The sequence below is a fragment of the Vibrio sp. 10N.286.49.E11 genome (assembly GCF_041469505.1).
Taxonomy (GTDB): Bacteria; Pseudomonadota; Gammaproteobacteria; order Enterobacterales; family Vibrionaceae; genus Vibrio; species Vibrio crassostreae_C.
In genome coordinates this window covers 77,171-102,771 of sequence record NZ_JBFRKQ010000058.1, presented here as the reverse complement: position 1 = coordinate 102,771, position 25,601 = coordinate 77,171, and the positions used below count along the sequence as shown (strand labels likewise).

The 25,601-nt window shown below is 44.5% G+C and carries 21 protein-coding genes, 1 tRNA gene and 1 riboswitch; of the genes, 4 read left to right on the top strand and 18 right to left on the bottom strand.

What is annotated here, in order from left to right; all coding sequences use genetic code 11:
• Positions 1 to 79: 79 nt before the first annotated feature.
• The 3 genes from AB4167_RS14440 to yfbV form a co-directional block, all read right to left on the bottom strand.
• Complete coding sequence (locus AB4167_RS14440) at positions 80 to 1,546, bottom strand: sensor domain-containing diguanylate cyclase (protein ID WP_136981693.1); 1,467 nt, start codon at positions 1,544 to 1,546, stop codon at positions 80 to 82.
• A gap of 251 nt (positions 1,547 to 1,797) precedes the next feature.
• Positions 1,798 to 2,763 (bottom strand): ABC transporter substrate-binding protein, encoded by a 966-nt coding sequence (locus tag AB4167_RS14435; RefSeq protein WP_017062167.1) that lies wholly within the window; start codon positions 2,761 to 2,763, stop codon positions 1,798 to 1,800.
• 302 nt (positions 2,764 to 3,065) lie between these two features.
• Positions 3,066 to 3,518, bottom strand: coding sequence for a terminus macrodomain insulation protein YfbV (yfbV, locus tag AB4167_RS14430; protein ID WP_017062168.1), 453 nt, complete (start codon positions 3,516 to 3,518; stop codon positions 3,066 to 3,068).
• 341 nt (positions 3,519 to 3,859) lie between these two features.
• Here yfbV and AB4167_RS14425 point away from each other — a divergent pair, with 341 nt between their 5' ends.
• Together AB4167_RS14425 and pta are read left to right on the top strand one after the other, a co-directional pair.
• Positions 3,860 to 5,056 carry an acetate kinase gene (locus tag AB4167_RS14425; protein ID WP_017062169.1) on the top strand — a complete coding sequence of 399 codons (1,197 nt, stop codon included), beginning with the start codon at positions 3,860 to 3,862 and terminating at the stop codon, positions 5,054 to 5,056.
• A 146-nt stretch (positions 5,057 to 5,202) separates the two neighbouring features.
• Positions 5,203 to 7,368: a phosphate acetyltransferase gene (gene pta, locus AB4167_RS14420; RefSeq protein ID WP_017062170.1), complete on the top strand. Its 2,166-nt coding sequence runs from the start codon at positions 5,203 to 5,205 to the stop codon at positions 7,366 to 7,368.
• Between the two features lie 82 nt (positions 7,369 to 7,450).
• Here the strand turns inward: pta and AB4167_RS14415 are convergent, their stop codons facing one another.
• The 11 genes from AB4167_RS14415 to moaA all read right to left on the bottom strand — a co-directional run bounded on the left by AB4167_RS14415 (position 7,451) and on the right by moaA (position 17,580).
• Entirely contained in the window at positions 7,451 to 8,389 is a 939-nt protein-coding gene (locus AB4167_RS14415; protein ID WP_102321139.1) for a glutathione S-transferase family protein, read from the bottom strand.
• Positions 8,390 to 8,587: 198 nt separating this feature from the next.
• Positions 8,588 to 9,574, bottom strand: a complete 987-nt coding sequence (gene oppF / locus AB4167_RS14410) for a murein tripeptide/oligopeptide ABC transporter ATP binding protein OppF (protein ID WP_017062172.1) — start codon at positions 9,572 to 9,574, stop codon at positions 8,588 to 8,590.
• Positions 9,571 to 10,542 (bottom strand): ABC transporter ATP-binding protein, encoded by a 972-nt coding sequence (locus AB4167_RS14405; protein ID WP_012603544.1) that lies wholly within the window; start codon positions 10,540 to 10,542, stop codon positions 9,571 to 9,573. The genes oppF and AB4167_RS14405 overlap by 4 nt, the downstream gene beginning before the upstream one ends.
• Positions 10,543 to 10,584: 42 nt before the next feature.
• On the bottom strand, positions 10,585 to 11,487 hold the full coding sequence (gene oppC / locus AB4167_RS14400) for an oligopeptide ABC transporter permease OppC (protein ID WP_017062173.1): 903 nt from the start codon (positions 11,485 to 11,487) through the stop codon (positions 10,585 to 10,587).
• A 15-nt stretch (positions 11,488 to 11,502) separates the two neighbouring features.
• On the bottom strand, positions 11,503 to 12,423 hold the full coding sequence (gene oppB, locus AB4167_RS14395; protein ID WP_017062174.1) for an oligopeptide ABC transporter permease OppB: 921 nt from the start codon (positions 12,421 to 12,423) through the stop codon (positions 11,503 to 11,505).
• 114 nt (positions 12,424 to 12,537) lie between these two features.
• A complete protein-coding gene (locus tag AB4167_RS14390; protein ID WP_017062175.1) occupies positions 12,538 to 14,169 on the bottom strand; it encodes an ABC transporter substrate-binding protein in 1,632 nt (543 codons plus the stop codon).
• Positions 14,170 to 14,799: 630 nt separating this feature from the next.
• Complete coding sequence (gene moaE, locus AB4167_RS14385) at positions 14,800 to 15,255, bottom strand: molybdopterin synthase catalytic subunit MoaE (protein ID WP_102332513.1); 456 nt, start codon at positions 15,253 to 15,255, stop codon at positions 14,800 to 14,802.
• 2 nt (positions 15,256 to 15,257) lie between these two features.
• Positions 15,258 to 15,503: a molybdopterin synthase sulfur carrier subunit gene (gene moaD / locus AB4167_RS14380; RefSeq protein WP_017063465.1), complete on the bottom strand. Its 246-nt coding sequence runs from the start codon at positions 15,501 to 15,503 to the stop codon at positions 15,258 to 15,260.
• The gene (gene moaC, locus AB4167_RS14375; protein ID WP_004734026.1) at positions 15,500 to 15,979 is read right to left on the bottom strand and encodes a cyclic pyranopterin monophosphate synthase MoaC; all 480 of its coding nucleotides are present in this window, start codon (positions 15,977 to 15,979) and stop codon (positions 15,500 to 15,502) included. The genes moaD and moaC overlap by 4 nt, the downstream gene beginning before the upstream one ends.
• Before the next feature lie 12 nt (positions 15,980 to 15,991).
• A complete protein-coding gene (moaB, locus tag AB4167_RS14370; protein ID WP_004734027.1) occupies positions 15,992 to 16,504 on the bottom strand; it encodes a molybdenum cofactor biosynthesis protein B in 513 nt (170 codons plus the stop codon).
• A gap of 86 nt (positions 16,505 to 16,590) precedes the next feature.
• The gene (gene moaA / locus AB4167_RS14365; RefSeq protein WP_372136688.1) at positions 16,591 to 17,580 is read right to left on the bottom strand and encodes a GTP 3',8-cyclase MoaA; all 990 of its coding nucleotides are present in this window, start codon (positions 17,578 to 17,580) and stop codon (positions 16,591 to 16,593) included.
• Positions 17,569 to 17,721, bottom strand: a riboswitch (molybdenum cofactor riboswitch). Its footprint overlaps the gene before it by 12 nt.
• A gap of 195 nt (positions 17,722 to 17,916) precedes the next feature.
• Between moaA and AB4167_RS14360 the strand changes: the two genes are divergently transcribed.
• Positions 17,917 to 18,804 carry a YvcK family protein gene (locus AB4167_RS14360; RefSeq protein ID WP_017062178.1) on the top strand — a complete coding sequence of 296 codons (888 nt, stop codon included), beginning with the start codon at positions 17,917 to 17,919 and terminating at the stop codon, positions 18,802 to 18,804.
• Positions 18,805 to 18,878: 74 nt separating this feature from the next.
• Here AB4167_RS14360 and luxU read toward each other — a convergent pair whose 3' ends face one another.
• The 3 genes from luxU to uvrB all read right to left on the bottom strand — a co-directional run bounded on the left by luxU (position 18,879) and on the right by uvrB (position 22,969).
• Positions 18,879 to 19,223, bottom strand: coding sequence for a quorum-sensing phosphorelay protein LuxU (gene luxU / locus AB4167_RS14355; RefSeq protein ID WP_372136687.1), 345 nt, complete (start codon positions 19,221 to 19,223; stop codon positions 18,879 to 18,881).
• 24 nt (positions 19,224 to 19,247) lie between these two features.
• A complete protein-coding gene (gene luxO / locus AB4167_RS14350) occupies positions 19,248 to 20,636 on the bottom strand; it encodes a quorum-sensing sigma-54 dependent transcriptional regulator LuxO (protein WP_004734031.1) in 1,389 nt (462 codons plus the stop codon).
• A 302-nt stretch (positions 20,637 to 20,938) separates the two neighbouring features.
• On the bottom strand, positions 20,939 to 22,969 hold the full coding sequence (gene uvrB, locus AB4167_RS14345) for an excinuclease ABC subunit UvrB (protein WP_017066592.1): 2,031 nt from the start codon (positions 22,967 to 22,969) through the stop codon (positions 20,939 to 20,941).
• Positions 22,970 to 23,477: 508 nt separating this feature from the next.
• On the opposite strand from uvrB, the gene AB4167_RS14340 reads away from it, so the two are divergent.
• Positions 23,478 to 23,553, top strand: a tRNA-Asn gene (locus AB4167_RS14340).
• A 289-nt stretch (positions 23,554 to 23,842) separates the two neighbouring features.
• On the opposite strand, the gene melB is transcribed toward AB4167_RS14340, so the two are convergent.
• Positions 23,843 to 25,216 carry a melibiose:sodium transporter MelB gene (gene melB, locus AB4167_RS14335; RefSeq protein WP_102394332.1) on the bottom strand — a complete coding sequence of 458 codons (1,374 nt, stop codon included), beginning with the start codon at positions 25,214 to 25,216 and terminating at the stop codon, positions 23,843 to 23,845.
• Positions 25,217 to 25,601 lie beyond the last annotated feature (385 nt).

Below are 25,601 nucleotides of genomic sequence, written 5' to 3'. Positions count from 1 at the left end.
TTGCTTGGTAGACACGTTCGCTCTTCCCTCTTTCATTCTCATTTTCATTTTCATACAAAGCATCGATTCAATAACGTGGTTAAAATTTAAGACGGTCTTTGCCCGTCGTCTTAGCCACGTACAGCTTTTCATCGGCGTACTTAAATATCTCATCGAAGTTAAGTTTACTTTGCTCAGTTTCAACAATGCAGACACCGCCAGACACCGTAAATCCATTTGGAATAATGTCGGCTGAAGTGGAACAAATCGCATTCTTCACTCGCTCTAATGTTCTCATCAAAGTTTCACGATCTTCGCCTTTCATATAAACGACAAACTCTTCACCGCCAAACCGTGCTGCAACGTCACTGCTTCGAATACTGTTGCTGATCTGACGCGACATATAACGAATCACATCATCCCCCTTATCGTGGCCGTAGGTGTCGTTAATTGACTTAAAATCATCAATATCGAAGACGGTTAATGCAAACAGTTGATCGTGCTCTACACTGCGCCAGAACGCTTCTAAGCCACGACGATTCAATAACCCTGTCATAGGGTCTTTGGCTGCGAGATCTTTGAAGTAACCACGTTCAATATTGGAATTGACGTAGAAGAAGATGGTTACTGAGAACAGATACACAATGATGGCAACAATAAGGCTGTCTTTCTCGTAGACGAAAAAGTGCTCAACCTCTTTCGCGATGTCTAATTTGTAATACATCGCATGGTGAGACGAGACACCATCCAGTTTGATCTCGTGATAAAAAGCAGCAGAATCTACCGGAGTCGCTAAAGTGGTATCAATGATATCGATCCGACCTGCAAGATGCTCATTCGAGTTTGCGAGCAGCTTGTCAGCATTAATATCCACCGACAGCATCCCTTGGTGAACGCCTTTATGGAATACAGGGATCGTCATACTGATTATACGGTCAAGGGAATCAAAACGATAACCAGGGCCTGAAAGGGTGAGTTGGTCAGGGTTGTTGGCAGTTTTCTGCCAATAAGGACGACTCTTTATGGTCGAGAGTAACTCTTTGCTCAGCCCTTTGGCAAAACCTTCAGGTGAAGAGATCACATAGCCGCTCGTATCAATAAAGTGCACGCCGGCATGGTATTCATCAAGCTGGGATAAAAATGAAAGAATAGGAGCTAACGCTATTTTTTCTGACGCGCTCTTATAACTATCACTGCTTTCAGAACAAAGAGACTCTTGACCGATTAGCATATAGTCGATATCGACAGAGGGAATGTCTGAGGTTTTACCGTCGGCAAGTAGCAATACATCAATAAGCCAAATTTGGCAAAGACCATCCACAACTTGTTTGTTGTGCTCAAGAAAGAGAGGGCTTCCTGATTTGTAGTAGTTGGAGAAGCTGTAGTCTAAGGCTGTCACCACCTTTGTGGTTCGTTTGAACACCTCTTCAATACGCTGGAATTCACTGCCAATGTCTTTCTTCACCAAATCAAAATGATTCTTTCCTATTAGGCCAAGTAACATTGCGGCGATCACAGCGGGAAACCCGAAGACAAAGGTTAGGCTAAAGTGCCTATTTACTTTCATATAATGTGCTCTTAGCGTTCAGCTATTTTCATTTTCCCCGTTAATATTATTACATTAATCGGCAATTCGCTCGACGTAAAATAATGTAAATTGATATTAACGACACACCTAACGGTCAAATAACCGCTTACAAATGAATAAAATAGAGAAGCGCCAACATATAGAGCAGGTGAGTTTGTTATCTGAGCCCATTTCAATGCTGTTAATAATATGACTTATGGCCTATTAGCTCACCTAACACCAAACTCAATTCACCGGCTAATGACCGCACGCTCAATCACAGATTGAGGCACTGTCACGCCAAGCTCACGAGCAGCATCTAGGTTGACCACCAGCTGAGAACTCTGCGCAGTTTTGACACTCAACTTCCCGGGCTTCTGTCCTTCCAGAATGGCTGCGACATAATCCGCGGTCTGAACCCCAACATCATAATAATCTAGACCTAAACCAGCAATCGCTCCCTTTCCGACATAAGATGTGGCGCCTGCGACGACTGGCGTATCTGCATGGTTAGCCGCTTTGATAAGACCCTCCATGCCGCTTGCAACCGTATTATCGGTCAAGGCATAGATAACATCGGACTTCTTAGCAATGGATTCTGCTTTTGCTTCGACATCGTCAACAGTCAGCGCTTTTTCGGTGTGAAGTGTATAACCGAAATCTCGAGTTGCCTTTCTCAATAACCCAACTAACGCAACGGCATTTGCTTCTGCTGGGTTGTAAACTACACCGATTGAATTAGCTTCAGGGAGCAGTTCTTTGATTAATGACACATGCTGAGTGATCGGAGATAAGTCAGAAAGCCCCGTGACATTACGCCCCGGCTTTTCTAATTGTTTAACGAGCCTAGCGCCGATAGGATCCGTAACCGCGGTAAACACGATAGGAATCGAGCGAGTCGCCGACACTAAGGCTTGTGAAGTCGGTGTCGCGATACCAACAAGTACATGTGGATTTTCACTGACGAGCTCTCTGGCAATCTTGGCTGCCTGAGCCGGGTTACCATTCGCCATTTCATAGGAGAATTCTAAGTTCTTACCGGGTTCATAACCATTGGCTCTCAATCCTTCAAGAAGCCCTAAACGTGTCGCATTCAGATCTGGATGGTCAACAACTTGTGAAACCGACACTTTGGCAACGTTTGCCATTGCATTGCCAGTCCATAGCAACATCAAGCAACTTAAAACCGCTGCCAATACCTTTCTTACAGAACTCATTATCGCTCCCTGAATCAAGCTCTACCCGTCATTACTCGCTCAAAGAGAACAACATCAAAATCACTATTGACATTATTACCAGTAACCATTGATAACTTGAAGTGATATTTAACAAAAATACAACAAGGCTCGAGTTATGTGAGAAAGGTTATATTGACTTCGGAGGAAGGTAAGAAACCAAGTGAATAAGGACAGGTAAGCTAAACGGAAAGTAAGCGAGGTAACAAAAAGAGGAGCAAATCTGAGAACAAGCTATAGAAGATGAATAGTTGTTCTCAGACAAGAGGGAGAGCTGGGATTCTTTAGAACCAACGCTCCATTGAGGATTTATCTAACTGACGAAAGGCACGATTTAAAATGATTGCCAATTCTTTATAGCGAGGGCGCGGCTTCATAGGCTCTAACGCAAAACCCGTTTCAGTGATCTTTTCATGCAGTTCGCGGTACCACGATACTAGCGCCGGCGGAAGTTGTGTATTTGAGCGATTGCCCAACCACCACATACCTTGTAGCGGCAAGCTGATCGCAAACAAAGCCATAACCACAGCCTGTGGCATCGCTTGGTAATTATTAAAGACCATTTGTGTAAGAACACTGATAGCGGCAATCGCAGGCATCACTTTCACGCCAAAACGGGTCGCTTTAATAATGCGTTGTTCTGGGAAGATCGCGTTTAACTCTTTTCGGACGGGCCAGAGATCCATGTACTTTTGGCCATCTTTTAAACTACTAGCTAAACCAACTCTATTGCTCATATGAGTCTCCCATTAAAAAAAAGTTGAAATCATCAACTAAAAACACAAAAATTTGACGAAAAATAATATTCTTTCAAATTTTTTTGTTATATTTGCACAATATCGCTATTATTTGCAGACCTCAATCTCATTGTTGCCCTTATTTACAATTTAAGCAACTTTGAGAAGACTTCTGCAAGGAATGCACAAGCCTCTTTTTGATAAAGAGCGCTTTCACTTTATACGGAAATTAACGTTTTTTTGACCAAGGTTAGTACGCAAGCCTATGTGCTTCGACTATTCTTGAGATTAATTTTCATCCTTAACTGATTTCGATCAGAAAAATAAACAGGTAGTCATTAATGTCTAAGCTAGTTTTAGTTTTAAACTGTGGTAGTTCTTCTCTTAAATTCGCTGTTGTTGATGCAGAAACAGGTGCAGAGCACCTAACTGGTCTTGCTGAGTGTCTAGGTCTTCCAGAAGCTCGTATGAAGTGGAAACTTGATGGCAAGCATGAAGCACAACTAGGCGCGGGCGCAGCTCACGTAGAAGCACTATCTTTCATGGTAGAAACTATTCTTGCTTCTAAGCCTGAGCTTAAAGCTAACCTTGGCGCTATCGGTCACCGTATCGTACACGGTGGCGAGCAGTTCACTTCTTCTGCACTTATCACTGATGAAGTTCTTAAGGGTATTCAAGACGCTGCGACTTTCGCACCTCTTCACAACCCTGCTCACCTTATCGGTATCGAAGCGGCTCAACAGAACTTCCCTGGTCTACAAAACGTTGCTGTTTTTGACACTGCGTTCCACCAAACAATGCCTTCTGAGTCTTACCTATACGCTCTACCGTACAACCTGTACAAAGAGCACGGCATCCGTCGTTACGGCATGCACGGTACTTCTCACCTATTCATCACTCGTGAAGTTGCAGGCCTACTAAACAAGCCAGTTGAAGAAGTTAACATCATCAACTGTCACCTAGGTAACGGCGCTTCTGTATGTGCAATCAAGAACGGTAAATCTGTAGACACTTCTATGGGTCTTACTCCTCTTGAAGGTCTTGTAATGGGTACTCGTTGTGGTGACCTAGACCCTGCAATCATCTTCCACCTACACGACGCACTTGGTTACTCTGTTGAAGAAATCAACAACATGCTAACTAAAGAGTCTGGTCTTGCTGGTCTAACTGAAGTGACTTCTGACTGTCGTTTCGTTGAAGACAACTACGGTGAGAAAGAAGAAGCAACTCGTGCAATGGACGTGTTCTGTCACCGTCTAGCTAAGTACGTAGCTGGTTACACTGCGACTCTAGAAGGTCGTCTAGACGCAATCACTTTCACTGGCGGCATCGGCGAAAACTCTGGCCCAATCCGTGAAATGGTTCTAAACCGCCTAGGCATCTTCGGCATCGAAGTTGACGGTGAAGCTAACCTTAAAGCTCGTTTCGGCGGCGAAGGTACTATCACTACAGCTAACAGCCGTATCCCTGCAATGGTTATCTCTACTAACGAAGAGCTAGTAATTGCTGAAGACACTGCGAAACTAGCAGGTCTTTAATTGATTTTCCTGACTAGCTTCACTCGAAGCTAGTCAGTTTTTCATATCAAGAAAATGGGGCTCAACTTCTATTCCTACCCCAATTTTAATATCGGTGGGAATAGCAGTTGAGCTTTTTTATTTCCAATAGTTAAAGGTGTTCGTCAATGTCCCGTACTATTATGCTTATCCCTACAAGCGCTGGTGTTGGTCTTACTAGTGTTAGCATGGGTGTTCTTCGCGCTATGGAGCGTAAAGGCGTAAGTGTTTCTTTCTACAAGCCAATCGCTCAGCCTCGTAGCGGTGGTAACCAACCAGATCTAACGTCTACTATCATCAGCGCAAACAGCGACATTAAGATTGGTGAGCCAATCGCAATGACTAAAGCTGAAGCTTTGATCGGTAGTGAAAAAATGGACGAGCTTCTTGAGTCAGTTGTTGAGCAATACAACAAGATCAACAAAGACGCAGAAGTAACGCTAATCGAAGGTCTAGTACCTACTCGTAAGCACCCATTTGCTAACCAAGTGAACGCGGAAATCGCAAAAACACTTGGCGCGGAGATCGTATTCGTTGCGACTCCTGGTACTGACAACCCTACGCAGCTTAAAGAGCGTATCGAAGTAGCATGTTCTAACTTCGGCGGTACTAAGAACAAAAACATCAAAGGCGTAATCATCAACAAGCTTAACGCTCCTGTTGATGAAGCTGGCCGTACTCGCCCTGACCTATCTGAAATCTTTGATGATGCAGACAGCGCTCAGCAAGCGAACCTTGAAGTAATGCAAATCTTCAACTCTAGCCCTATCCGTGTTCTTGGCTGCGTGCCATGGAGCATCGATCTAATCGCAACTCGTGCGGTTGATATGGCTAAGCACCTTAACGCTGAAATCGTTAACGAAGGTGAAATCTCAACTCGTCGTATTAAGAGCATCACTTTCTGTGCACGTTCTCTACCGCACATGATTGAGCACTTCAAACCAGGCTCACTGCTAGTAACTTCTGCAGACCGTCCTGACGTTATCGTTGCTGCGGCTCTTGCTGCGAAAAACGGTGTTGAGATTGGCGCAATCCTGCTTACTGGCGGTTACGACATTCCAGAAAGCATTGCAAACCTTTGTGCACCAGCATTCGCTTCAGGTCTACCGATCTTCAAGGCTCAAGGTAACACTTGGCAGACATCTCTAAACCTACAGAGCTTCAACCTAGAAGTTCCTGCAGACGATAAAGAGCGTATCGAGTTCGTTAACGATCACGTTGCAAGCCACATTGATGGCCCTTGGATTGATTCTCTATCTGAAGGTACTCAAGGCATCCGTCGTCTAAGCCCACCAGCATTCCGTTACCAGCTAACTGAATTTGCTCGTAAAGCGGCTAAGCGCATCGTTCTTCCTGAAGGTGATGAGCCACGTACAGTTAAAGCTGCGGCTATCTGTGCTGAGCGCGGTATCGCAACGTGTGTACTTCTAGGTAACCCTGAAGAAATCCGTCGCGTTGCAGCGCAGCAAGGTGTTGAGCTTGGCGCTGGCGTTGAGATCATCGATTCTGCATCAGTTCGCGAAAACTACGTAGCTCGTCTAGTAGAACTTCGTGGCGCTAAAGGTATGACTGAAGTTGTTGCTCGTGAGAAGCTAGAAGATTCAGTATTCCTAGGTACTATGATGCTTGAAGCTGGCGAAGTTGACGGCCTAGTTTCTGGTGCTGTTCACACAACGGCGAACACTATCGTTCCTCCGTTCCAGATCATCAAGACTGCTCCTGATGCTTCTATCGTATCTTCGATCTTCTTCATGCTTCTGCCTGATCAAGTTCTTGTATACGGTGACTGTGCGATCAACCCAGATCCAACAGCTGAACAGCTTGCTGAAATCGCTATCCAATCTGCAGATTCTGCTGCGGCATTCGGTATCGACCCACGCGTTGCTATGATCTCTTACTCTACTGGTGAATCTGGTAAGGGTGCAGACGTAGATAAAGTACGTGAAGCAACGAAACTTGCTCAAGAGAAGCGTCCTGATCTAGTGATCGACGGTCCTCTACAGTACGATGCAGCAATCATGGAAAACGTAGCCGCTTCTAAAGCGCCTAACTCTCCAGTTGCAGGTAAAGCGACAGTATTCGTATTCCCAGACTTAAACACGGGTAACACGACTTACAAAGCTGTACAGCGTTCAGCAGATCTAGTATCTATCGGTCCAATGCTTCAAGGTATGCGCAAGCCAGTAAATGACTTGTCTCGTGGCGCTCTAGTAGACGATATCGTTTACACAGTAGCTCTAACGGCTATCCAAGCAGACCAAGCTGCGCAAGCTGAAGAAAAAGTAGTTAACTAATTTTCTTTTTCAGAAAGCAAAAACCCTAGATGTTTATCTAGGGTTTTTTTACGCCTGAAGAAAAGCGGATTAATTAATGATTCTAACCACGTCCGTGAGGCGAATCTAAATCCAGATCAGGCCCTTTAGGCACCACTTGAGTCGGGTTGATGCCCGTATGGCTGTAATAGTAGTGGCGCTTGATGTGGTAGAAATCCGTCGTCTCTTTAATACCCTCTATTTGATAGAGCTCTTTTAGATAACCTTGGATATGTTTGTAATCCGCAATTCGTTGCTTGTTACACTTGAAGTGACCCACATACACAGCATCGAATCGAACCAAGGTCGTGAACAACCGCCAATCCGCTTCAGTAATCTGCTCTCCCGCTAAATAACGTTTCTCACTAAGATGCGCATCCACTTTATCTAACGCTTCAAATAACGCTTCATACGCCTCTTCGTAGGCTTCTTGTGTTGTCGCAAAGCCGGTTCGGTATACGCCGTTGTTGATGTTTGGGTAGATATAATCATTCCACTCATCAATCTTCTTGGACAACTCCCACGGGTAGTAATCATCGGTGTTACCCGTTAGCTCGTTAAACTCTGAGTTAAACATGCGAATGATTTCAGACGACTCGTTACTCACAATGGTGTTGGTTTTCTTATCCCACAGCACAGGTACCGTTACTCTACCCGAGTAGTCAGGCTTGGCTTGAGTGTAGATTTGGTGCATGCGGGTATGGCCAAATAGAGGTTCAGGTAACCCCATTTGCCAACCTTCACTCATCATGTCTGGGCAAACAACCGTCACGTCAATGTGATCGGTTAGGTCTTTCAGCTCACGGAAGATAAGGGTTCGGTGCGCCCAAGGGCAAGCCAATGATACGTATAAGTGATAACGGCCGCTTTCAGGCTCAAACTGCGCGCCCGGTTTGTTCTCTATCCAGTGACGAAAGCCCGCATCTTCACGAACAAACTTACCACCGCTTTCTTTGGTGTCGTACCACACATCGTGCCAAACACCTTCAACTAACTTACCCATATCCAAACCTCTGTCATCGAAACTTTTCTCTAGTATAAAAAAAGCCAACTTTTTCAAAACTAGAAGAAGTTGGCTTAGTTGTTCGAATATTTTGATGAAGCTTGTTGAGCGAACCAATAAGCCTAAGACAAAAAAAGCGCGACTCTAATAACTAGTCGCGCTTAAGCCTGTCACAGGCTGAACCGTTTTAAATTGGCCCTAGACTTGTACGTGCAAGCAAGATACTGCGTGCACATCATCGCCTTGAATCGTTGGCTTAGTTTGCGCACACGCTTCTGTCGCTTGTGGACAACGAGTACGGAAAACACATCCTGATGGTGGGTTGATTGGCGATGGTAGGTCACCTTCCAGCATCTGGATAGTTTTACTACGCTCTAAGCGAGGATCTGGAATAGGAACCGCAGACATCAACGCCTTGGTGTACGGGTGCTTTGGATCAGAGAATAGTGCATCTGACTCACCCAGCTCAACCGCATTACCTAGGTACATTACCAATACACGGTCTGAGATGTGCTTAACCACTGACAAATCGTGCGCGATAAATACCAGCGAAAGACCTAGCTCTTTTTGCAGTTCTTTCAAAAGGTTAACAACTTGAGCTTGGATAGATACGTCAAGTGCCGAAACAGGTTCGTCACAAATGATCATCTTAGGTTTCAAGATAAGTGCACGTGCAATACCAATACGCTGACACTGACCACCAGAGAATTCATGTGGGTAACGGTTGATTACGTTTGGTAGTAGACCAACCTTTGCCATCATCTCTTTAACTCTGTCCTTCACTTCTTGTTTAGAAAGTTCAGGGAAGAAAGTCTCTAGAGGCTCAGCAATGATATCGCCTACTGACATACGTGGGTTAAGCGACGCTAGCGGGTCTTGGAAGATCATCTGAATCTCTTTACGAGTCTCACGACGCTTCACTTCCTGCATCTTAGTTAGGTCTTGACCTAACCACATCACTTGACCTTCAGTCGCTTCAACCAAGCCGATAATCGCACGGGCAAAAGTTGATTTACCACAACCAGACTCACCCACTACGCCTAGTGTTTCGCCTTCGTAAAGGTGAACATCAACCCCATCAACCGCTTTAAGGTTTGATGGTTTTGCCCAAGGCCAAGCAGACTTCGCTGCAATGCTAAAGTGAACTTTCAGGTCTTTAATATCTAATAGTAATTCTTTACTCATTTTGTCCAAGTCTCCCAGTCTGAAAAACAAGCACGCTGACGGTCTTTAGCAAATGGCTGCAAAATCGGTGCTTCTTGCTTACAACGGTCCATTACACGGTGACAACGGTCTTGGTAAGGACAACCTGTTGGTAGGCGAAGTAAGTTAGGTGGGTTACCTGGAATCGTCGGTAGAATTTCACCTTCGGTATCCAAACGAGGAATCGCTTTAAGCAGGCCTTCCGCGTATGGGTGGCTTGGCTCGTAGAAGATTTCATCAACCGTGCCGTACTCCATTGTACGACCCGCGTACATCACAAGTACTTTGTCACAAGAACCAGCAACAACACCCAAGTCATGGGTGATCATAATGATTGCTGTATTGAACTCATCTTTTAGTTCGTTCAGCAATTCCATGATTTGCGCTTGAATGGTTACATCCAGTGCCGTTGTTGGTTCATCAGCGATAAGCAATTTAGGACGACACAGCAGTGCCATTGCGATCATCACACGCTGACGCATACCGCCCGAAAACTCGTGCGGGTACATAGTGATACGCTTGCGTGCTTCAGGGATTTTCACCGCTTCAAGCATGCGTACTGATTCTTCAAACGCTTCTGCTTTACCCATGCCTTTATGCAGCATAAGTACTTCCATCAGCTGATCACTTACTTTCATGTAAGGGTTCAGTGAGGTCATTGGGTCTTGGAAGATCATCGCGATCTGTTCAGCACGAACCTTGTTCAGTGCTTTTTCAGGCAGGTTGAGAATTTCATTGCCTTCAAACTTTGCACTGCCTGAGATGATGCCGTTCTTAGCCAGCAGCCCCATCAGTGCAAATACCGTTTGTGATTTACCTGAACCCGACTCACCAACAATACCCAGCGTTTCGCCTTGGTTAAGTGAGAAGTTCAAGTCGTTTACTGCGGTTACGATACCATCTTGTGTGGTAAATTCGACGCGCAGATCTTTGACATCTAATAAGCTCATTATTGCTTCCTTAATCTTTTATAGCTTTTAATTGCTATTTCGTTATCTGTCTTTTGGATCAAGCGCGTCGCGCAGACCATCACCTACGTAGTTAAAGCAGAACAGCGTAACTACCATGAATGCCGCAGGGAATGTCAATTGCCAGATTGCAACTTCCATTGTTTGCGAACCTTCTTGAAGCAATGCGCCCCAGCTTGTCATAGGCTCTTGAACACCAAGACCAAGGAAAGATAAGAATGATTCTGTAAGGATCATGCTTGGAATAAGCAACGTAGAGTAAACCGCTACGATACCCAGTACGTTCGGTACGATGTGACGTGTAATGATCTTCCATTTGCTTACACCACATACGTGTGCAGCTTCAATGAACTCTTTACTACGTAGGCTCAACGTTTGACCACGTACAATACGCGCCATATCTAGCCAAGCAATCGCACCAATAGCAACGAAGATTAGGACGATGTTACGACCAAAGAACGTTACCAGCACGATTACTAGGAACATGAATGGCACTGCGTACAAGATCTCTAGGATACGCATCATCACTCGGTCAGTACGACCGCCGATGAAGCCTGAAGCTGCACCGTAAAGCGTACCAATCAGTACCGCTACGAAGGCACCCATCACACCAACCATCAATGAGATGCGGCCACCGACAAGAGTACGAACGTACAAATCACGACCTAAGCTATCTGTACCAAACCAGTGATCCGCATTCGGACCAACGTGCATTGCGTACCAGTCAGTATCATCATAAGTGTACTGAGCCAGCATTGGTAAGAAGATAACTGCCAGTACCATAAGCGTAAGAATGAACAGACTCACCATCGCAGCTTTGTTTCGCATGAAACGAATGCGCGCGTCCTGCCACAAACTACGACCTTCAATCTCTAAGCTCTCAGAGAACTTTTCGATCGCTTCTAAATTTTCTTTTTTCTTCAACATAACCATGCGTCCCTGTTAGTAGCGAATTTTCGGGTCAATAAGCGCTAGCAAAATATCAACGATTGCGTTGAACAAGATGAATAGGAAACCAATCAAGATGGTTACACCCATTACTAGCGAGTAGTCACGGTTAAACGCGGCGTTAACAAACAGCTTACCGATACCTGGTAGGCCGAAGATGGTTTCAACAACAACTGAACCTGTGATGATACCTACGAACGCAGGTCCCATGTAAGAAACAACAGGTAGCATTGCTGGCTTAAGTGCATGTTTTAGAATGATATAACGGTAGCTTAGACCTTTTGCACGCGCAGTTCGGATAAAGTTACTGTTTAGCGTTTCAATCATGCTACCGCGAGTAATACGAGCAAAGGTTGCTACGTAAAGAAGAGACATCGCGATAACAGGCAGCACGATGTACATGAATGTACCGCCATGCCAACCACCTGCTGGGAATATGTTCCAGTGCAGGGAGAAAAGGTAAATAAGCGCCGGTGCCAACACGAAAGATGGCATTACCACCCCGAGCATGGCGGTCGACATTATGGTGTAGTCGACCCAGGTGTTGTGCTTCAAGGCAGCAATCGTCCCGACAGTGACCCCCATCAATAGTGTGAAGATAAAGGCAACGAAACCTACCTTCGCAGATACTGGAAGTGCAACCGCGATCAGCTCATTTACTGTGTAATCTTGGTACTTAAACGAGGGGCCGAAGTCACCTTGTAAGATATTTGTCAAATACGTGGTGTATTGTTCAAATACTGGTTTATCTAAGCCGTATTTAGCTTCGATGTTAGCCATAACTTCTGGCGGTAATGGACGTTCGCTTGAAAACGGGTTACCCGGTGCGAAACGCATGAGAAAGAAAGATATAGTGATCAACACCAACATGGTTGGAATCGCTTCAAATATCCGTTTCATAATGAATTTAAGCATAAACTCACTCTTTCAGTCTGTGACAATTAAAATTAGAAAGACGCTACATGCGCGCCCTGCGCATGTAGTGCCTGTATCGTTATAGTTATATTAACTTTTTAGAATCGAAGCTTATTATTGAGCTTTGATGTATAGGTCTTTCGAGAAGATCTTGTCTTCCGCGTTGTTGATTGGGAAACCACCAACATGCGGGTTAAGTAGACGAGATTTAACGTATTGGTAGATAGGAGCGATTGGCATGTCGTTTGCCATTAGCGCCTCAGCTTCTAGGTAAAGTGCTTTACGCTCTTCTTCTGAAGTTGAGTTAAGTGCTTTATCGATGATCTGGTCGTAAGCCGCGCTGTCGTAGTGAACACCACCGGTAGTGTTGTTACTCTTCATTAGCGTTAGGAACGAAGACGCTTCATTGTAGTCACCACACCAACCAGCACGTGCTACTTCGAAGTCACCAGAATCTTTAGAAGATAGGTACGTTTTCCACTCTTGGTTCTCAAGTGTTACAGAAAGACCCAGTGTTTTCTTCCACATAGAACCTAGCGCTACAGCAATCTTCTTGTGGTTCTCTGAAGTGTTGTAAAGCAGGTTGAATTTAAGTGGGTTGTCTTTACCGTAACCCGCTTCTTCAAGAAGACGTTCCGCTTCTGCGTTACGCTCTTTCTGAGACATCTTGCCGTAAGCAGGTAGCTCAGGATCGAAGCCAGCTGTGATTTCAGGCGTTAGGAAATACGCAGGTTTTTGACCTTGCGCTAGGATAGCACCTGTTACGATATCACGGTCGATCGCGTAAGAGATTGCTTGACGAACACGAACATCATCAAATGGTGCTTTCTTCGTATTGAAGATGTAGTAGTAAGTACATAGGTTACCCGCTACAGATACATCTTCTGCGTACTCTTTTTGAAGACGCTTGAAGTGCTCAGTTGGAAGTTCGTTTGTGAAATCGATTTCACCAGATAGGAAACGGTTCATTTCCGCTACTTGGTTTTCGATTGGTAGGAACGTTACTTTGTTAAGAACTGTTTTATCGTTGTCCCAGTACTGTTCGTTACGCTTGAGTACTAGACGCTCGTTAACAACCCATTTATCAACAGAGAATGCACCGTTGCCAACAAAGTGCTCTGGCTTAGTCCACTGGTCACCGTATTTTTCAACAGTTGCCTGGTGTACTGGCTTCATTGTTGTGTGGCCCATCATCATTACGAAGTATGGTACCGCTGTTTCTAATTCAACAACTAGAGTGTTTGCATCCACTGCTTTAACGCCTAGTTCACTCTTGTCTTTCTTACCCGCTACGATATCTTTCGCATTCGCCATCTTGGTGTATTCCATGTACCAAGCGTATGGAGAAGCCGTTGCAGGATCAACTGCACGTTGCCAGCTGTATACAAAATCTTGAGCTGTTACAGGATCGCCGTTAGACCATTTTGCGTCTTTGCGTAGGTGGAAAGTGAATGTTTTGTTGTCTGTCGTTTCCCAGCTTTCCGCAACACCAGGGATAGTGTTGCCGTCGCCGTCTTGGTTCACTAGACCTTCTAGAAGATCACGAATTACGTGAGATTCTGGTACACCTTGAGATTTGTGTGGGTCGATAGTTGCAACTTCAGTACCGTTACCGCGAACAAGTTCCTGAACTTTTGCCAGTTCTGTGCCTGCTGGAACTTCAGCAGCGATAGAAAGAGTAGAAGAGGCAGCCACTGCCAAACCAGCACCTAGAAGAAGGGCCTGAGTGATTTTATTCTTGTACATTTAATAAACTCCAAGTTTTATGTATTGCATCCATGACTTCTTTGCTTGGTTCACTGAACGGCAGTGATTTAGATTTATTTAGCTCAAAATTTAAGCATAAAAATCTAAAACCTTACAAAGATTGAGGCACACACTATCAACCATTGAAGTAATTTGCCATAAACAAGTCGCAAAAAATCGGATAATTCTCCGAATTACTCAAGGTAACAGTGTAAATCTCTAATAAAAACCTAATAAATAGTGAGTTACACATAGGGATTAATTAAAAAACAGCCTTTAGTGTTGATGTATCTGTATTGATACTTTTTTTAGCATCTTATGCTAGAACACTGAGCGCAAATTAACATTAATGCCACATGAAATCTAATTGCACATCACATATCCCCTAAATAGACTCCACTATTTGTGAGGATTATCACTTTATACAAAACAGCATAATGCACTGCACCAAAACAGATTTAGAAATGCACCAAGACAGGCAAAATCACGTACCGAATTTATATGCAACTTGAATGATTAACCATTTATTAATACACTACTTATTTATAAATCGCTTTGTAGCACGTACAAAAAACCGACTTTAATAGTCGGCTTTTAATATTCGTTCTGAAGGTGAGTAACCTTGGGTGATTATTTTTCCCAACGCTCTGCAGCTTTCGCGTCTGAGTCTCGAGAGTCAACCCAACGAGTTGCTTCAGTGGTGCGTTCCTTCTTCCAAAACGGCGCTTTGGTTTTTAGGAAATCCATAACAAACTCACACGCTTCGAAGGCAGCGCCACGATGCGCACTGGAGACACCAACGTAAACAATCTGGTCACCGATATCTAGGTCACCAACACGATGGATAACTCGCATCTTTTGGATTGGCCAGCGTGCCTCAGCTTGATCACAGATCTCGCTCAGTGATTTTTCTGTCATACCCGGATAGTGCTCCAGAGACAAACCAATCACATTGTCGCCAAGGTTCATGTCGCGAACTTTACCAACGAACGTCACAATCGCTCCGGCAGCTGTACCTTGAGCCAAGTAGTCGTATTCGTCGCCTACCGAGAAGTCCTCAGCTGTCACTAATACTCTTGGATCCATGCTTAGCCTCCAGTCACTGGTGGGAAGAAAGCCACTTCGTCGCCGTCTTTCACTTCAGCTGTCAGAGGTACGATTGATTGGTTAAGTGCAGCCAGAAGCTTCCCCTCTTCCAATGCGATATCCCATTTGCCTTCTTGTGTCACAAGATGACTACGAATCGCTTCAATCGTCTTAAATTGTGCATCAACTTCAACGCTGTCCACACCAACAAGTTCACGAGTTTGAGCAAAGAAAAGTACTGTAATCATGACTCCACCTTAAAGTGACCAGATTTACCACCTGTCTTCTCTAGCAGGCGCACGTTTTCGATAACAATGTCTTTCTGAACAGCTTTACACATATCGTAAATCGTTAACGCAGCCACAGAAGCAGCCGTTAGCGCTTCCATCTCTACGCCCGTCTTACCCGCAAGCTTACAAACAGATTCGATGCGAACCTTGTTTTCAGACTCGATAGCTTCAAGCTGCACTTCTACTTTAGTTAATAGCAGAGGGTGACACAGGGGAATCAGATCCCACGTCTTCTTCGCCGCTTGAATACCCGCAATACGTGCCGTTGCGAAAACATCACCTTTATGGTGGCTACCAGAGACAATCAGCTCTAGCGTTTCTGCCGACATTTGAACGAAGGCTTCCGCTCTCGCTTCACGTACTGTTTCCGCTTTAGCCGATACATCGACCATGTTTGCTTCGCCAGACGCGTTAATGTGTGTAAATTGGCTCATACTCAAACCGCCTTATACAGAAAGGTGTGGCATGAAGTTACAAGGACGGTGGCTAGCATCCATCTGTTGCTTGATGATCTTAGTCCAACCGGTGCGGCAAGCGCCTGTAGAACCTGGCATCGCAAAGATAACCGTGTGGTTAGCAAAACCCGCAATCGCACGAGATTGAATTGTAGAAGTACCGATCTCTTCGTAAGATACTTGACGGAATAGCTCACCAAAGCCTTCTACTTCTTTGTCGAACAGTGGCTTAAGCGCTTCAGGCGTGCTGTCACGAGAAGTGAAACCAGTACCACCCGTGATCATGATAGCTTGTACGCTTTCATCAGCGATCCATTTAGATACGATCGCACGGATCTTGTACATGTCATCAATAACGATTTGCTTATCAACCACGTTGTGACCCGCTTCTTTAGCATGCTCTGCTAGGTAACCGCCTGAAGTGTCGTTTTCTTCTGTACGAGTATCTGAAACCGTTAGTACTGCGATGTTTGCTGCTTGGAATTTGCTTTCTGCGTGACCCATTTGTTCACCTATATAAATTTTTCATTAGACTGATTCGCCCAGCCTGAAGAAGCTGAGCGATAAAATGCTTTAGAGTGTGTAGCGGGTTAACCGCCGATTGACGCCAAGTTTGGAGTCATGCCGCTGTTGCCATCGTGTAAGAAGTGGCTAACGGACTTGGTTTGAAGCTGAGCCTGAATTCGATCAATGAGTTCTTGCTCTTGTTGATCTTCTTGAATCAGATCTATCAGTTCAACACCATGGTCGCCAAACAGACATAAGTGAAGTTTACCGGTCGCAGAAACGCGCAGTCGGTTACAACTCTCACAAAAGTCTTTCTCGTAAGGCATGATCAAACCGATTTCACCCTTGTAGTCTGGGTGGACAAACACTTGCGCCGGGCCATCGTTAACGGCTTTGACTTTTAACAGCCAACCATTAGCAATAAGCTGGTTGCGAATCGCAACGCCAGACACATGATGTTTATCGAACAACTCGTCCATCTCGCCGGTTTTCATCAGCTCGATAAAACGTAATTGAATAGGTTTGTCTTTGATCCAATTAAGGAAGGCTGGTAATTCCTGACTATTGAGGTCTTTCATTAATACGACGTTGACTTTGACTTGTTCAAAGCCAACCTCAAACGCTTTATCAATGCCTCGCATAACCTCAGTAAACTTATTCTCACCAGTGATCTGATGGAACATGCGCGAATCTAAACTATCCACGCTCACGTTTATATGGGTTAAACCAGCATCACGCCATTGCCCTACTTGTTTCTCCATGCGGTAGCCATTCGTTGTGGTGGCTACTTTTTCGATGCCTGGAGTAGAAGCAACGGTATGTATGATTTCAGGAAAGTCTTTACGCAGACTCGGCTCTCCGCCTGTAATGCGGATCTTTGAGGTACCACAATCTGCAAACGCTTTAACAACGCGTTTGATCTCGGGAACACTTAAAAAAGACGAGTTTTTTTGCCCTGACGGTTTGTAACCATCTGGCAAGCAGTAAGTACATTTAAAGTTACAGACGTCTGTAACCGACAAGCGCAAGTAATAAAACTTGCGATGGAATCTATCTTCGAATTGTTGCGCCACGGAACACCTTTCCAAACACGGGAGGCATAATCATTTCCAATTAAGCCCTTGTGACAACATGTCACTGGCTCTTGATGCGTATCGGTACAGCAAATACCACTGTGCGACTTAGCATGCGAGAGCTCGGAGTTATGGCAACTGAGCGTTATATTCACACGCGCAGTAGCTGAGTAATAAAATACTTAATATTTGTACGTGAATCTAGCTCTGATGGTAAAAAACGGGTCACATCGGCAAAAAAAAACGTATCAAACGCTCAAAATAACTCTTGTTGAGTATATAGCGAGAAGCATTTAACCTAAATTATAGTTGGTAATAACCTAACAAGAACAATAAATGAATATTTACTCTTCAAAGAAAGTCGTAGCAATCGGCGGTGGCCATGGCTTAGGTCGCATGTTAGCTGCATTAAAAGACTTTGGTAACAACGCAACTGGCATTGTTGCAACGACAGATAACGGCGGTTCCACCGGACGTATTAGAGATTGCCAAGGTGGCATCGCATGGGGAGATACACGCAACTGTATCAACCAATTAATCACAGAGCCTTCAATCAGTTCGATGATGTTCGAATACCGCTTTCGTGGTCAAGGTGAGCTAGACGGTCATAACTTGGGTAACCTAATGCTGACGGCGTTAGACAACCTTTCCGTTCGCCCATTGGAAGCAATTAACCTGATTCGAAATATGCTCAAGGTCGATGTCAATATCGTGCCGATGACTGAGCATCCTTCAGACCTCACGGCTCTATCAATGGACGGCCGCTGGGTTACCGGCGAAACCAACGTTGATGACATGACGGAAAAGCTGCGCATGATGGACTTGTCTCCAGAAGTGCCAGCAACCAAAGAAGCCGTTGCTGCCGTTGAGCAAGCAGACTGCATTGTCCTTGGCCCTGGAAGCTTTTTAACCAGTGTGATGCCCCCTCTTCTCCTTCCAGAGATTGGCAAAGCAATCTCTGAGAACACCAAGGCAAAAGTTATCTTCGTTGAAAACCTTTCACCAGAGCACGGTCCCGCAGGGAAAATGACGCTTCAAGAGCAATTGGAGTGGTGTGAACGTACCTGTAAGGCAAGGAAAATAGACATCGTGTTAGGCAATGAACCTCACCCGGAACTAGAAGTGCAATGGAATTGTGTGACCACAGATCTTGCATCGGCAAACCGAGATTGGCGACACGACCGTGTGAAGCTTCAACAAGCCATTGAAGCCCAGTTGGCGTAGCCATAGGTTCAAGCGACAAACAACAAAAAAGGAGCATGCTGCTCCTTTTTTAATCTCAGTAATAACTCGCTGTTTTAAAGGTCCGTCATCAACTGCTGATATTCAGTGTACGTCGATAACAGGAGGTCTTGCATATCTTGAAAATCAATCTCGGTTACAGGCAACGCTTGCTTCACTTTTGCGTCTAAGCTAATCGCAAAACTACACAAAGAATCCGCACCAAAGCTTGCTGCGCTGCTCTTAAGCGCATGACTGATATCAGCCAAGTACTTAGAGGTATCCGACTCTTTATTTATCTCTAGGTGTTCGTAGTAGCCTTTCAACTCACCTAAAAAGATTTCCAGTAAAACCGGGACATTCTCTTGGCCTATTTCGCCGGCAAGCTCATTAACTTTTTGCTGATTTAATACTTTCGTCATTATTATTTTCTTATTGTTTGTTGATTACTGCTTCGCATTCCACGTTTGCAACTTACGGTATATCGTCGATGGACTGACATCTAAGAAACCTGCCGCACGAGGGATGTTGCCATCACACGCTTTAATGGCCTGCTCGATAGCCGTTTTCTCAGTGATCCACAATGGGAAAATATCTTTTACCGTGATGTCTTCATTCTGCTTCTCTTTCAATCGCAGACTGTTTTCAATCGGTTGGTTCAACGGTGGTGGAAGCATGTTGAGAGTAATCTCTTTGCCGTTATTCAAAACCACCACGTTCCGCAACACGTTTTGTAGCTGACGAACGTTACCCGGCCACTCATATTGATTAAAGCGATCAAGTACTTCCTGAGCAAAACGTACAAACGCCTTCCCCTCCTCGACCGACATATAGCCTAGCAGAGAATACGCGATCTCGATGACATCTTCACCACGCTCACGCAATGGCGGCAAGTGCAATGGAATCACGTATAAACGATAGTATAAATCTTCTCTAAAGCGACCTTCTTGTACTTCTTTCCAAGGGTCACGGTTGGTCGCACACACAAAACGAACGTCGACACTCTTCATCTTCGAAGAGCCGACTTTTTGGAAAGTACCGGTTTGGATAAAGCGCAGCAGCTTGGTTTGCAGCTCTAAGTCCATTTCGCACAGTTCATCAAGGAACAGTGTTCCACCATCAGCAAGCTCAGCAGCACCTTGGCGATCGGTCGCAGCACCGGTAAAGGCACCTTTAACGTGGCCAAACAGCTCACTTTCAATCAGGTCTTTAGGGATAGCGGCACAGTTAATCGCGATGAACGGCTTATCGCCACGCTTACTCGCCGCATGAATGGCTTCTGCACATACCTCTTTACCGGTACCACTTTCACCAGTAATGAAAATGCTCGCCTTACTCGATGCAGCAGAATCGATAGTTCGGTAAACCTGCTGCATGGTTTGGCTGCTGCCGATAAAACCTTGGTAGTTCTGGTTTCCCGGGTGTTCCGAGCTATTTTTAAGTTTGGTGGCTTTGCGGATCGCATTATTCACCGTAATACGGAGTCGGTCGGCTTCACACGGTTTGATAAGGAAATCTTGAGAGCCATGACGCATCGCTTCTACAGCGGTATCGATAGAGCCGTGAGCCGTCATGAAGATAACTGGAACTTCAGGGTATTTTTGTTTTACAGCAAATAGTACGTCCATACCCGTCATATCAGGCAGACGTAGATCTAATAAAATAAGGTCTGGGATTCGATGATTCAAACTCTCGATTGCATCGCGGCCAGTGCCGACAATGTTGATATCAATTTCGAGCGGTGTAAGATACGAGCGATATAAAGCTGCTACCGAAGCGGTATCCTCTACCATCAACAAATACTTCGATTTGTTATCTAGCGTTTTTGATTGCATATCCTAGCCATTTATAATTTGCATTTCTTATTATAGTCGCATTCCGCTTTGCATTATGCAAATTAGCCACAGTATTTGTAGTGTGTTTTTTTACTTGCTTCAAACAATCAATGTTTTATCTATCTGGCACGAACGATGCAAAGGTATAAATGACCTTCGGGTCACCTAGCCAACTGACGTTGTTAGTGGACCGATTGTTCACAAACGTAAGCCAGTAGAACATTTACTACTGGCTGTTTTTTTGTCTGAAACACTCTCAATTCTTGTGTTGAGGGGGATCAATTCTCGAGCGAAAAGTGAGATTAGCTGTTGGTAATAAACTGCTTTCTTAACTGATCAATTTCATCACGCTTCTGTGCGGCCAATTCAAATTCCAGATTCTGAGCATGCTGATACATCGCAGATTCTAGCTTGCTGATCTCTTTATCAAGCTGTTGCGGCGTAAGTACTGCATAACTTTCAGAAGGCTCTGCCACCTTAGATAGTGGAACTTGTTTCGATTGGCGCTGCTGCTTCGACTTGGTTAGATCACCCAGTTCCATAATGTCTTTGATATTGCGTTTCAACGCTTGCGGAGTGATGCCTTGCTCTTCGTTGTAGGCTTGCTGTTTCTCGCGACGACGATCGGTTTCATCAATCGCTTTTCTCATCGACTTAGTAATCGAATCACCATAAAGGATTGCTCGACCTTCCAAGTTACGAGCAGCACGACCAATGGTTTGAATCAGAGAACGCTCAGAACGCAAGAAGCCCTCTTTATCTGCATCAAGAATCGCCACCAGCGACACTTCAGGCATATCCAAACCTTCACGAAGTAAGTTAATGCCCACTAACACATCGAACTTGCCCAAACGTAGGTCTCGGATGATCTCTACACGCTCAACGGTATCGATATCCGAGTGCAAGTAACGCACTTTAACGCCGTGCTCACTTAGGTATTCGGTTAAGTCTTCTGCCATTCTCTTGGTCAACGTGGTAACCAAAACACGCTCTTCTTTCACTGAACGGATTCTGATTTCAGACAGCAAGTCATCCACCTGCGTCGCGACAGGTCTTACTTCGATGATTGGGTCTAACAGACCAGTAGGACGTACCACTTGATCAGCAATCTCGCCATCTGATTTTTCAATCTCGTAATTACCTGGTGTTGCCGACACAAAAATCGTTTGTGGGGCTATAGACTCAAATTCTTCAAACTTCATTGGACGGTTATCCAATGCAGAAGGCAGTCTAAAACCAAACTCGACCAAGGTTTCTTTACGAGAACGGTCACCTTTATACATCGCACCAATTTGCGGCACAGTCACGTGTGACTCATCGATGATCAGCAAACCATCATCAGGCAGGTAGTCAAATAACGTTGGCGGCGCTTCCCCTTCCGCACGGCCGCTCAAGTATCGTGAATAGTTTTCGATACCGGAACAGAAGCCAAGCTCAGTCATCATCTCAATATCAAACTGAGTTCTTTGAGAGATACGCTGCTCTTCCAAAAGCTTATTGTTGTCTTTTAAGTATTGAGCACGATCGCGCAGTTCGTCCTTGATGTTCTCAATCGCCTCAAGGATTTTTTCTCTTGGCGTTACATAGTGAGTTTTTGGATAAACCGTAAAGCGCGGCAAGTCTCTTTGTTTCACCGCACCAGTCAGAGGATCAAAAATACTAATGCAGTCCACTTCGTCATCGAACATCTCAATTCGAACCGCATCTTGGTCAGATTCAGCCGGAAAGATATCAATCACCTCACCACGAACACGGAACTGACCACGTTCAAAGGCGACATCGTTTCTTGAATATTGCAGCTCAGCCAATCGACGCAGGATGTCTCGCTGATCCATCACCTCGCCACGACTCAAATGAAGCATCATCTTCAAATAAGACTTAGGATCACCCAGACCGTAGATAGCCGACACAGAAGCCACAATGATGGCGTCTTTTCGTTCTAATAAGGCTTTGGTTGCCGAAAGCCTCATTTGTTCGATATGAGCGTTCACAGACGCATCTTTCTCGATGAACGTGTCCGTGGTTGGAACGTAGGCTTCAGGTTGGTAGTAATCGTAGTAAGAAACGAAATACTCAACGGCATTGTTTGGAAAGAAAGATTTCATCTCACCGTAAAGTTGAGCCGCCAATGTCTTGTTAGGCGCTAACAGAATCGCAGGTCTTTGAGATTGGGAAATGACGTTGGCAAGGGTAAAGGTTTTACCTGAGCCCGTTACCCCTAGTAGAGTTTGATGTGCCAAACCAGAATCTAATCCGTCTAGTAATTTGGTTATCGCTGTCGGCTGATCACCGGACGGGCTGTAGTCCGATACCAAGTCAAAGAGTTTACTCATAGGTCGCCATTTCCATACTGTTTTTTTAATCAGGTCATTGTCACTCTAGGAGGAGTGTCGTTGCAACAATTATCTAGAGAAATGCATCTTAAGATCAGAGATCAGTTATAGCTTTTATTTTTAGAACTTGGTATTATCCGTGCCCTGCAAAGTTTCCCCAGCTAAATTACTCGAATTTTAATCCACTACTTTTCCCCAAAAAACCTAAAAATACCGCTTGTTTTACTGTTCGTTTTATAATCTACAAAAGTTATACAATTGCGACATTTTGCTATAAATCTTTTAAATACATTACGTTAGATAAGGTTTTTACATTTTTCGATTTATCCCGATTATTGTTGTTAAAGTTTCACACACACACTTATCCACAATTTTGGTGGATAACTAAAGCAAAGCTAAATCCTATAAGGCGTTCAAGAAAGTAAAGTTTTTTATCTTACTTTTTTCTGATATTTTTTATTGACAGAAATCCGGACAATTATTAGAATTCGCGTCGCTAACAAGCAATTCCCCTTTAGTTCAGTTGGTAGAACGGCGGACTGTTAATCCGTATGTCGCAAGTTCAAGTCTTGCAAGGGGAGCCAAATTCAGAAAAAAGCTCAATCGAAAGATTGGGCTTTTTTCGTATATAACTGCGACTAACTTGTTCCAAGTTAATGTCACAAACCTAGCCGCCCGCGTTCAAGTCTCGACAAGGGGGCCAAATTTAAAGAAGCCGCATCATTCGATGCGGCTTTTTGCGTTTTAGTCGAAACAAAAGCCCTACAGGCACAGCTTTGATTAACTCACATCCATAAAAAAACGCCTCACAAGGAGGCGTTTGGGCTTAGTGACTAAACTGAGCTTTATTCTAGATTAGACGTCGTTTAGCGGTTATGCTTCTGCTGTAACAACATTTGTCTGAGTCTCTTTACCGGCTTGGTCTTGATCAAATCCTTCATGCAGGTGGTAGTAGCGCTTATAAACAAGAGCACTTACCGTCATTAGAATCGCTGGTAAACCTACCATCATAAACTGCAGTCCCATGATAGTGCTGTCAGACTGTTCCACGTTTGGTACATAACCCACCACAGACAAGCCCATACCAACAATAAAACCACCAGCCGCGCCTGCAAACTTAACAAGCATCGTTTGAACAGAGAAGATAACACTCTCACTGCGACGACCCGTTTTGTGTTCACCGTAATCAACAACATCGGCAAGCATTACAGTTTGCAGTGCGTTAGCGATACCCACACCAAACTTGATAGCAGCACCTGCGATACCGATTAGAATCGCGTTACCTGGAGCGATAAAGCCCATGATAAGTAGAGTGGTACAAGACAGCACTGGGAAGCCACAAGCGATAACCCATAGGTGTTTGCGTGGTAACACTGATGCAATACGAGGGAACAAGAATACGCCTGCAACTTCAGCGATACCTGCCACCATCATATAAACGGGGAACAAGTCAGCGTTGCCTAAAGCGTAAGAGAAGTAGTAAATCGCAAAACCACCCACCAACAAGTTTGCTATTTGGAACGACAATACGGTACCAATAAGTGCTTTTAGTTGGTCATTCTTACCAATGATAACCATTACATCTTTAAAGCTGAAACGCTCAGCTGGTTTCGCATTTGCTGGTGCCGATTTTTCTTTTACGTTGCGAGCAATCAAGAATGCACTCATCACGAACAGCACAGCAATCAACATAGCAACGTTGAAGAAACCTTGTCCTTGGTCGCCGTCACCCAGTTTACCGACAATATGTAGCCCGTAAGTACCCGTAATAAACCACGCCAAGCTAGCAAATAATCGTGGCCAAACAACCAGCTTTTCACGTTCTTGACGAGAGCTCGATAGTGCAGGAATCAAAGACCAATATGGAATGTCCATAATAGTGTACGTAAGGCCCCACAGAATATAAGCAGCCGCTGCATAAATGTATAACGTAGTGCCTTCAAACATATGCGTACTAAAAAGACCAACAAGCACTACAGCATTTAACAGGGTTCCAATCACTATCCAAGGACGGAATTTACCAAACTTAGAGCGTGTGTTATCAACGATAACGCCCATCATTGGGTCGGTCACCGCGTCGACAATGCGCGCGGCCAAAAAGATAGTACCCACAAATGCCGCTGACAGCCCAGCAACATCGGTGAAGTAAAACATTAAGAAGATGTAGATTGGAGCACAGGCAAAGTCTTTACCTAAAGCCCCAAGTCCATACGATAATTTGGTTTGTAGAGTAATTTGATCAGACATAGTATTTCCTTCAGGCGCGTAACTTCATCTCCTAACAGACGTTGAAACGCTTACCTTTTATTTATAATAATTTATCCACTCAAGTTCTGTTTTAGAGCCACTCTGTGGTCGCTTCTTAAAACACTCAAGTATCAAGTCCGATGCTAATGTAACCATTCCAACGAACAGATACTGTGATCAACAACCACTCCATGGAAACGTTTTCAGTCAAATGTCCAAAGTGAGAGATCGAACAATAAAACCCTCGAATTGATAGAGAATATCGCTAATTAAAGTGCTCAAAACAGTTCATTGTGTGAAGTAACGCATGAGAACGATTACATAAGTACAGTATCACGCTGGGAATACCTACAGTTCTCCAATCTATACGGGCACATCAAATTGA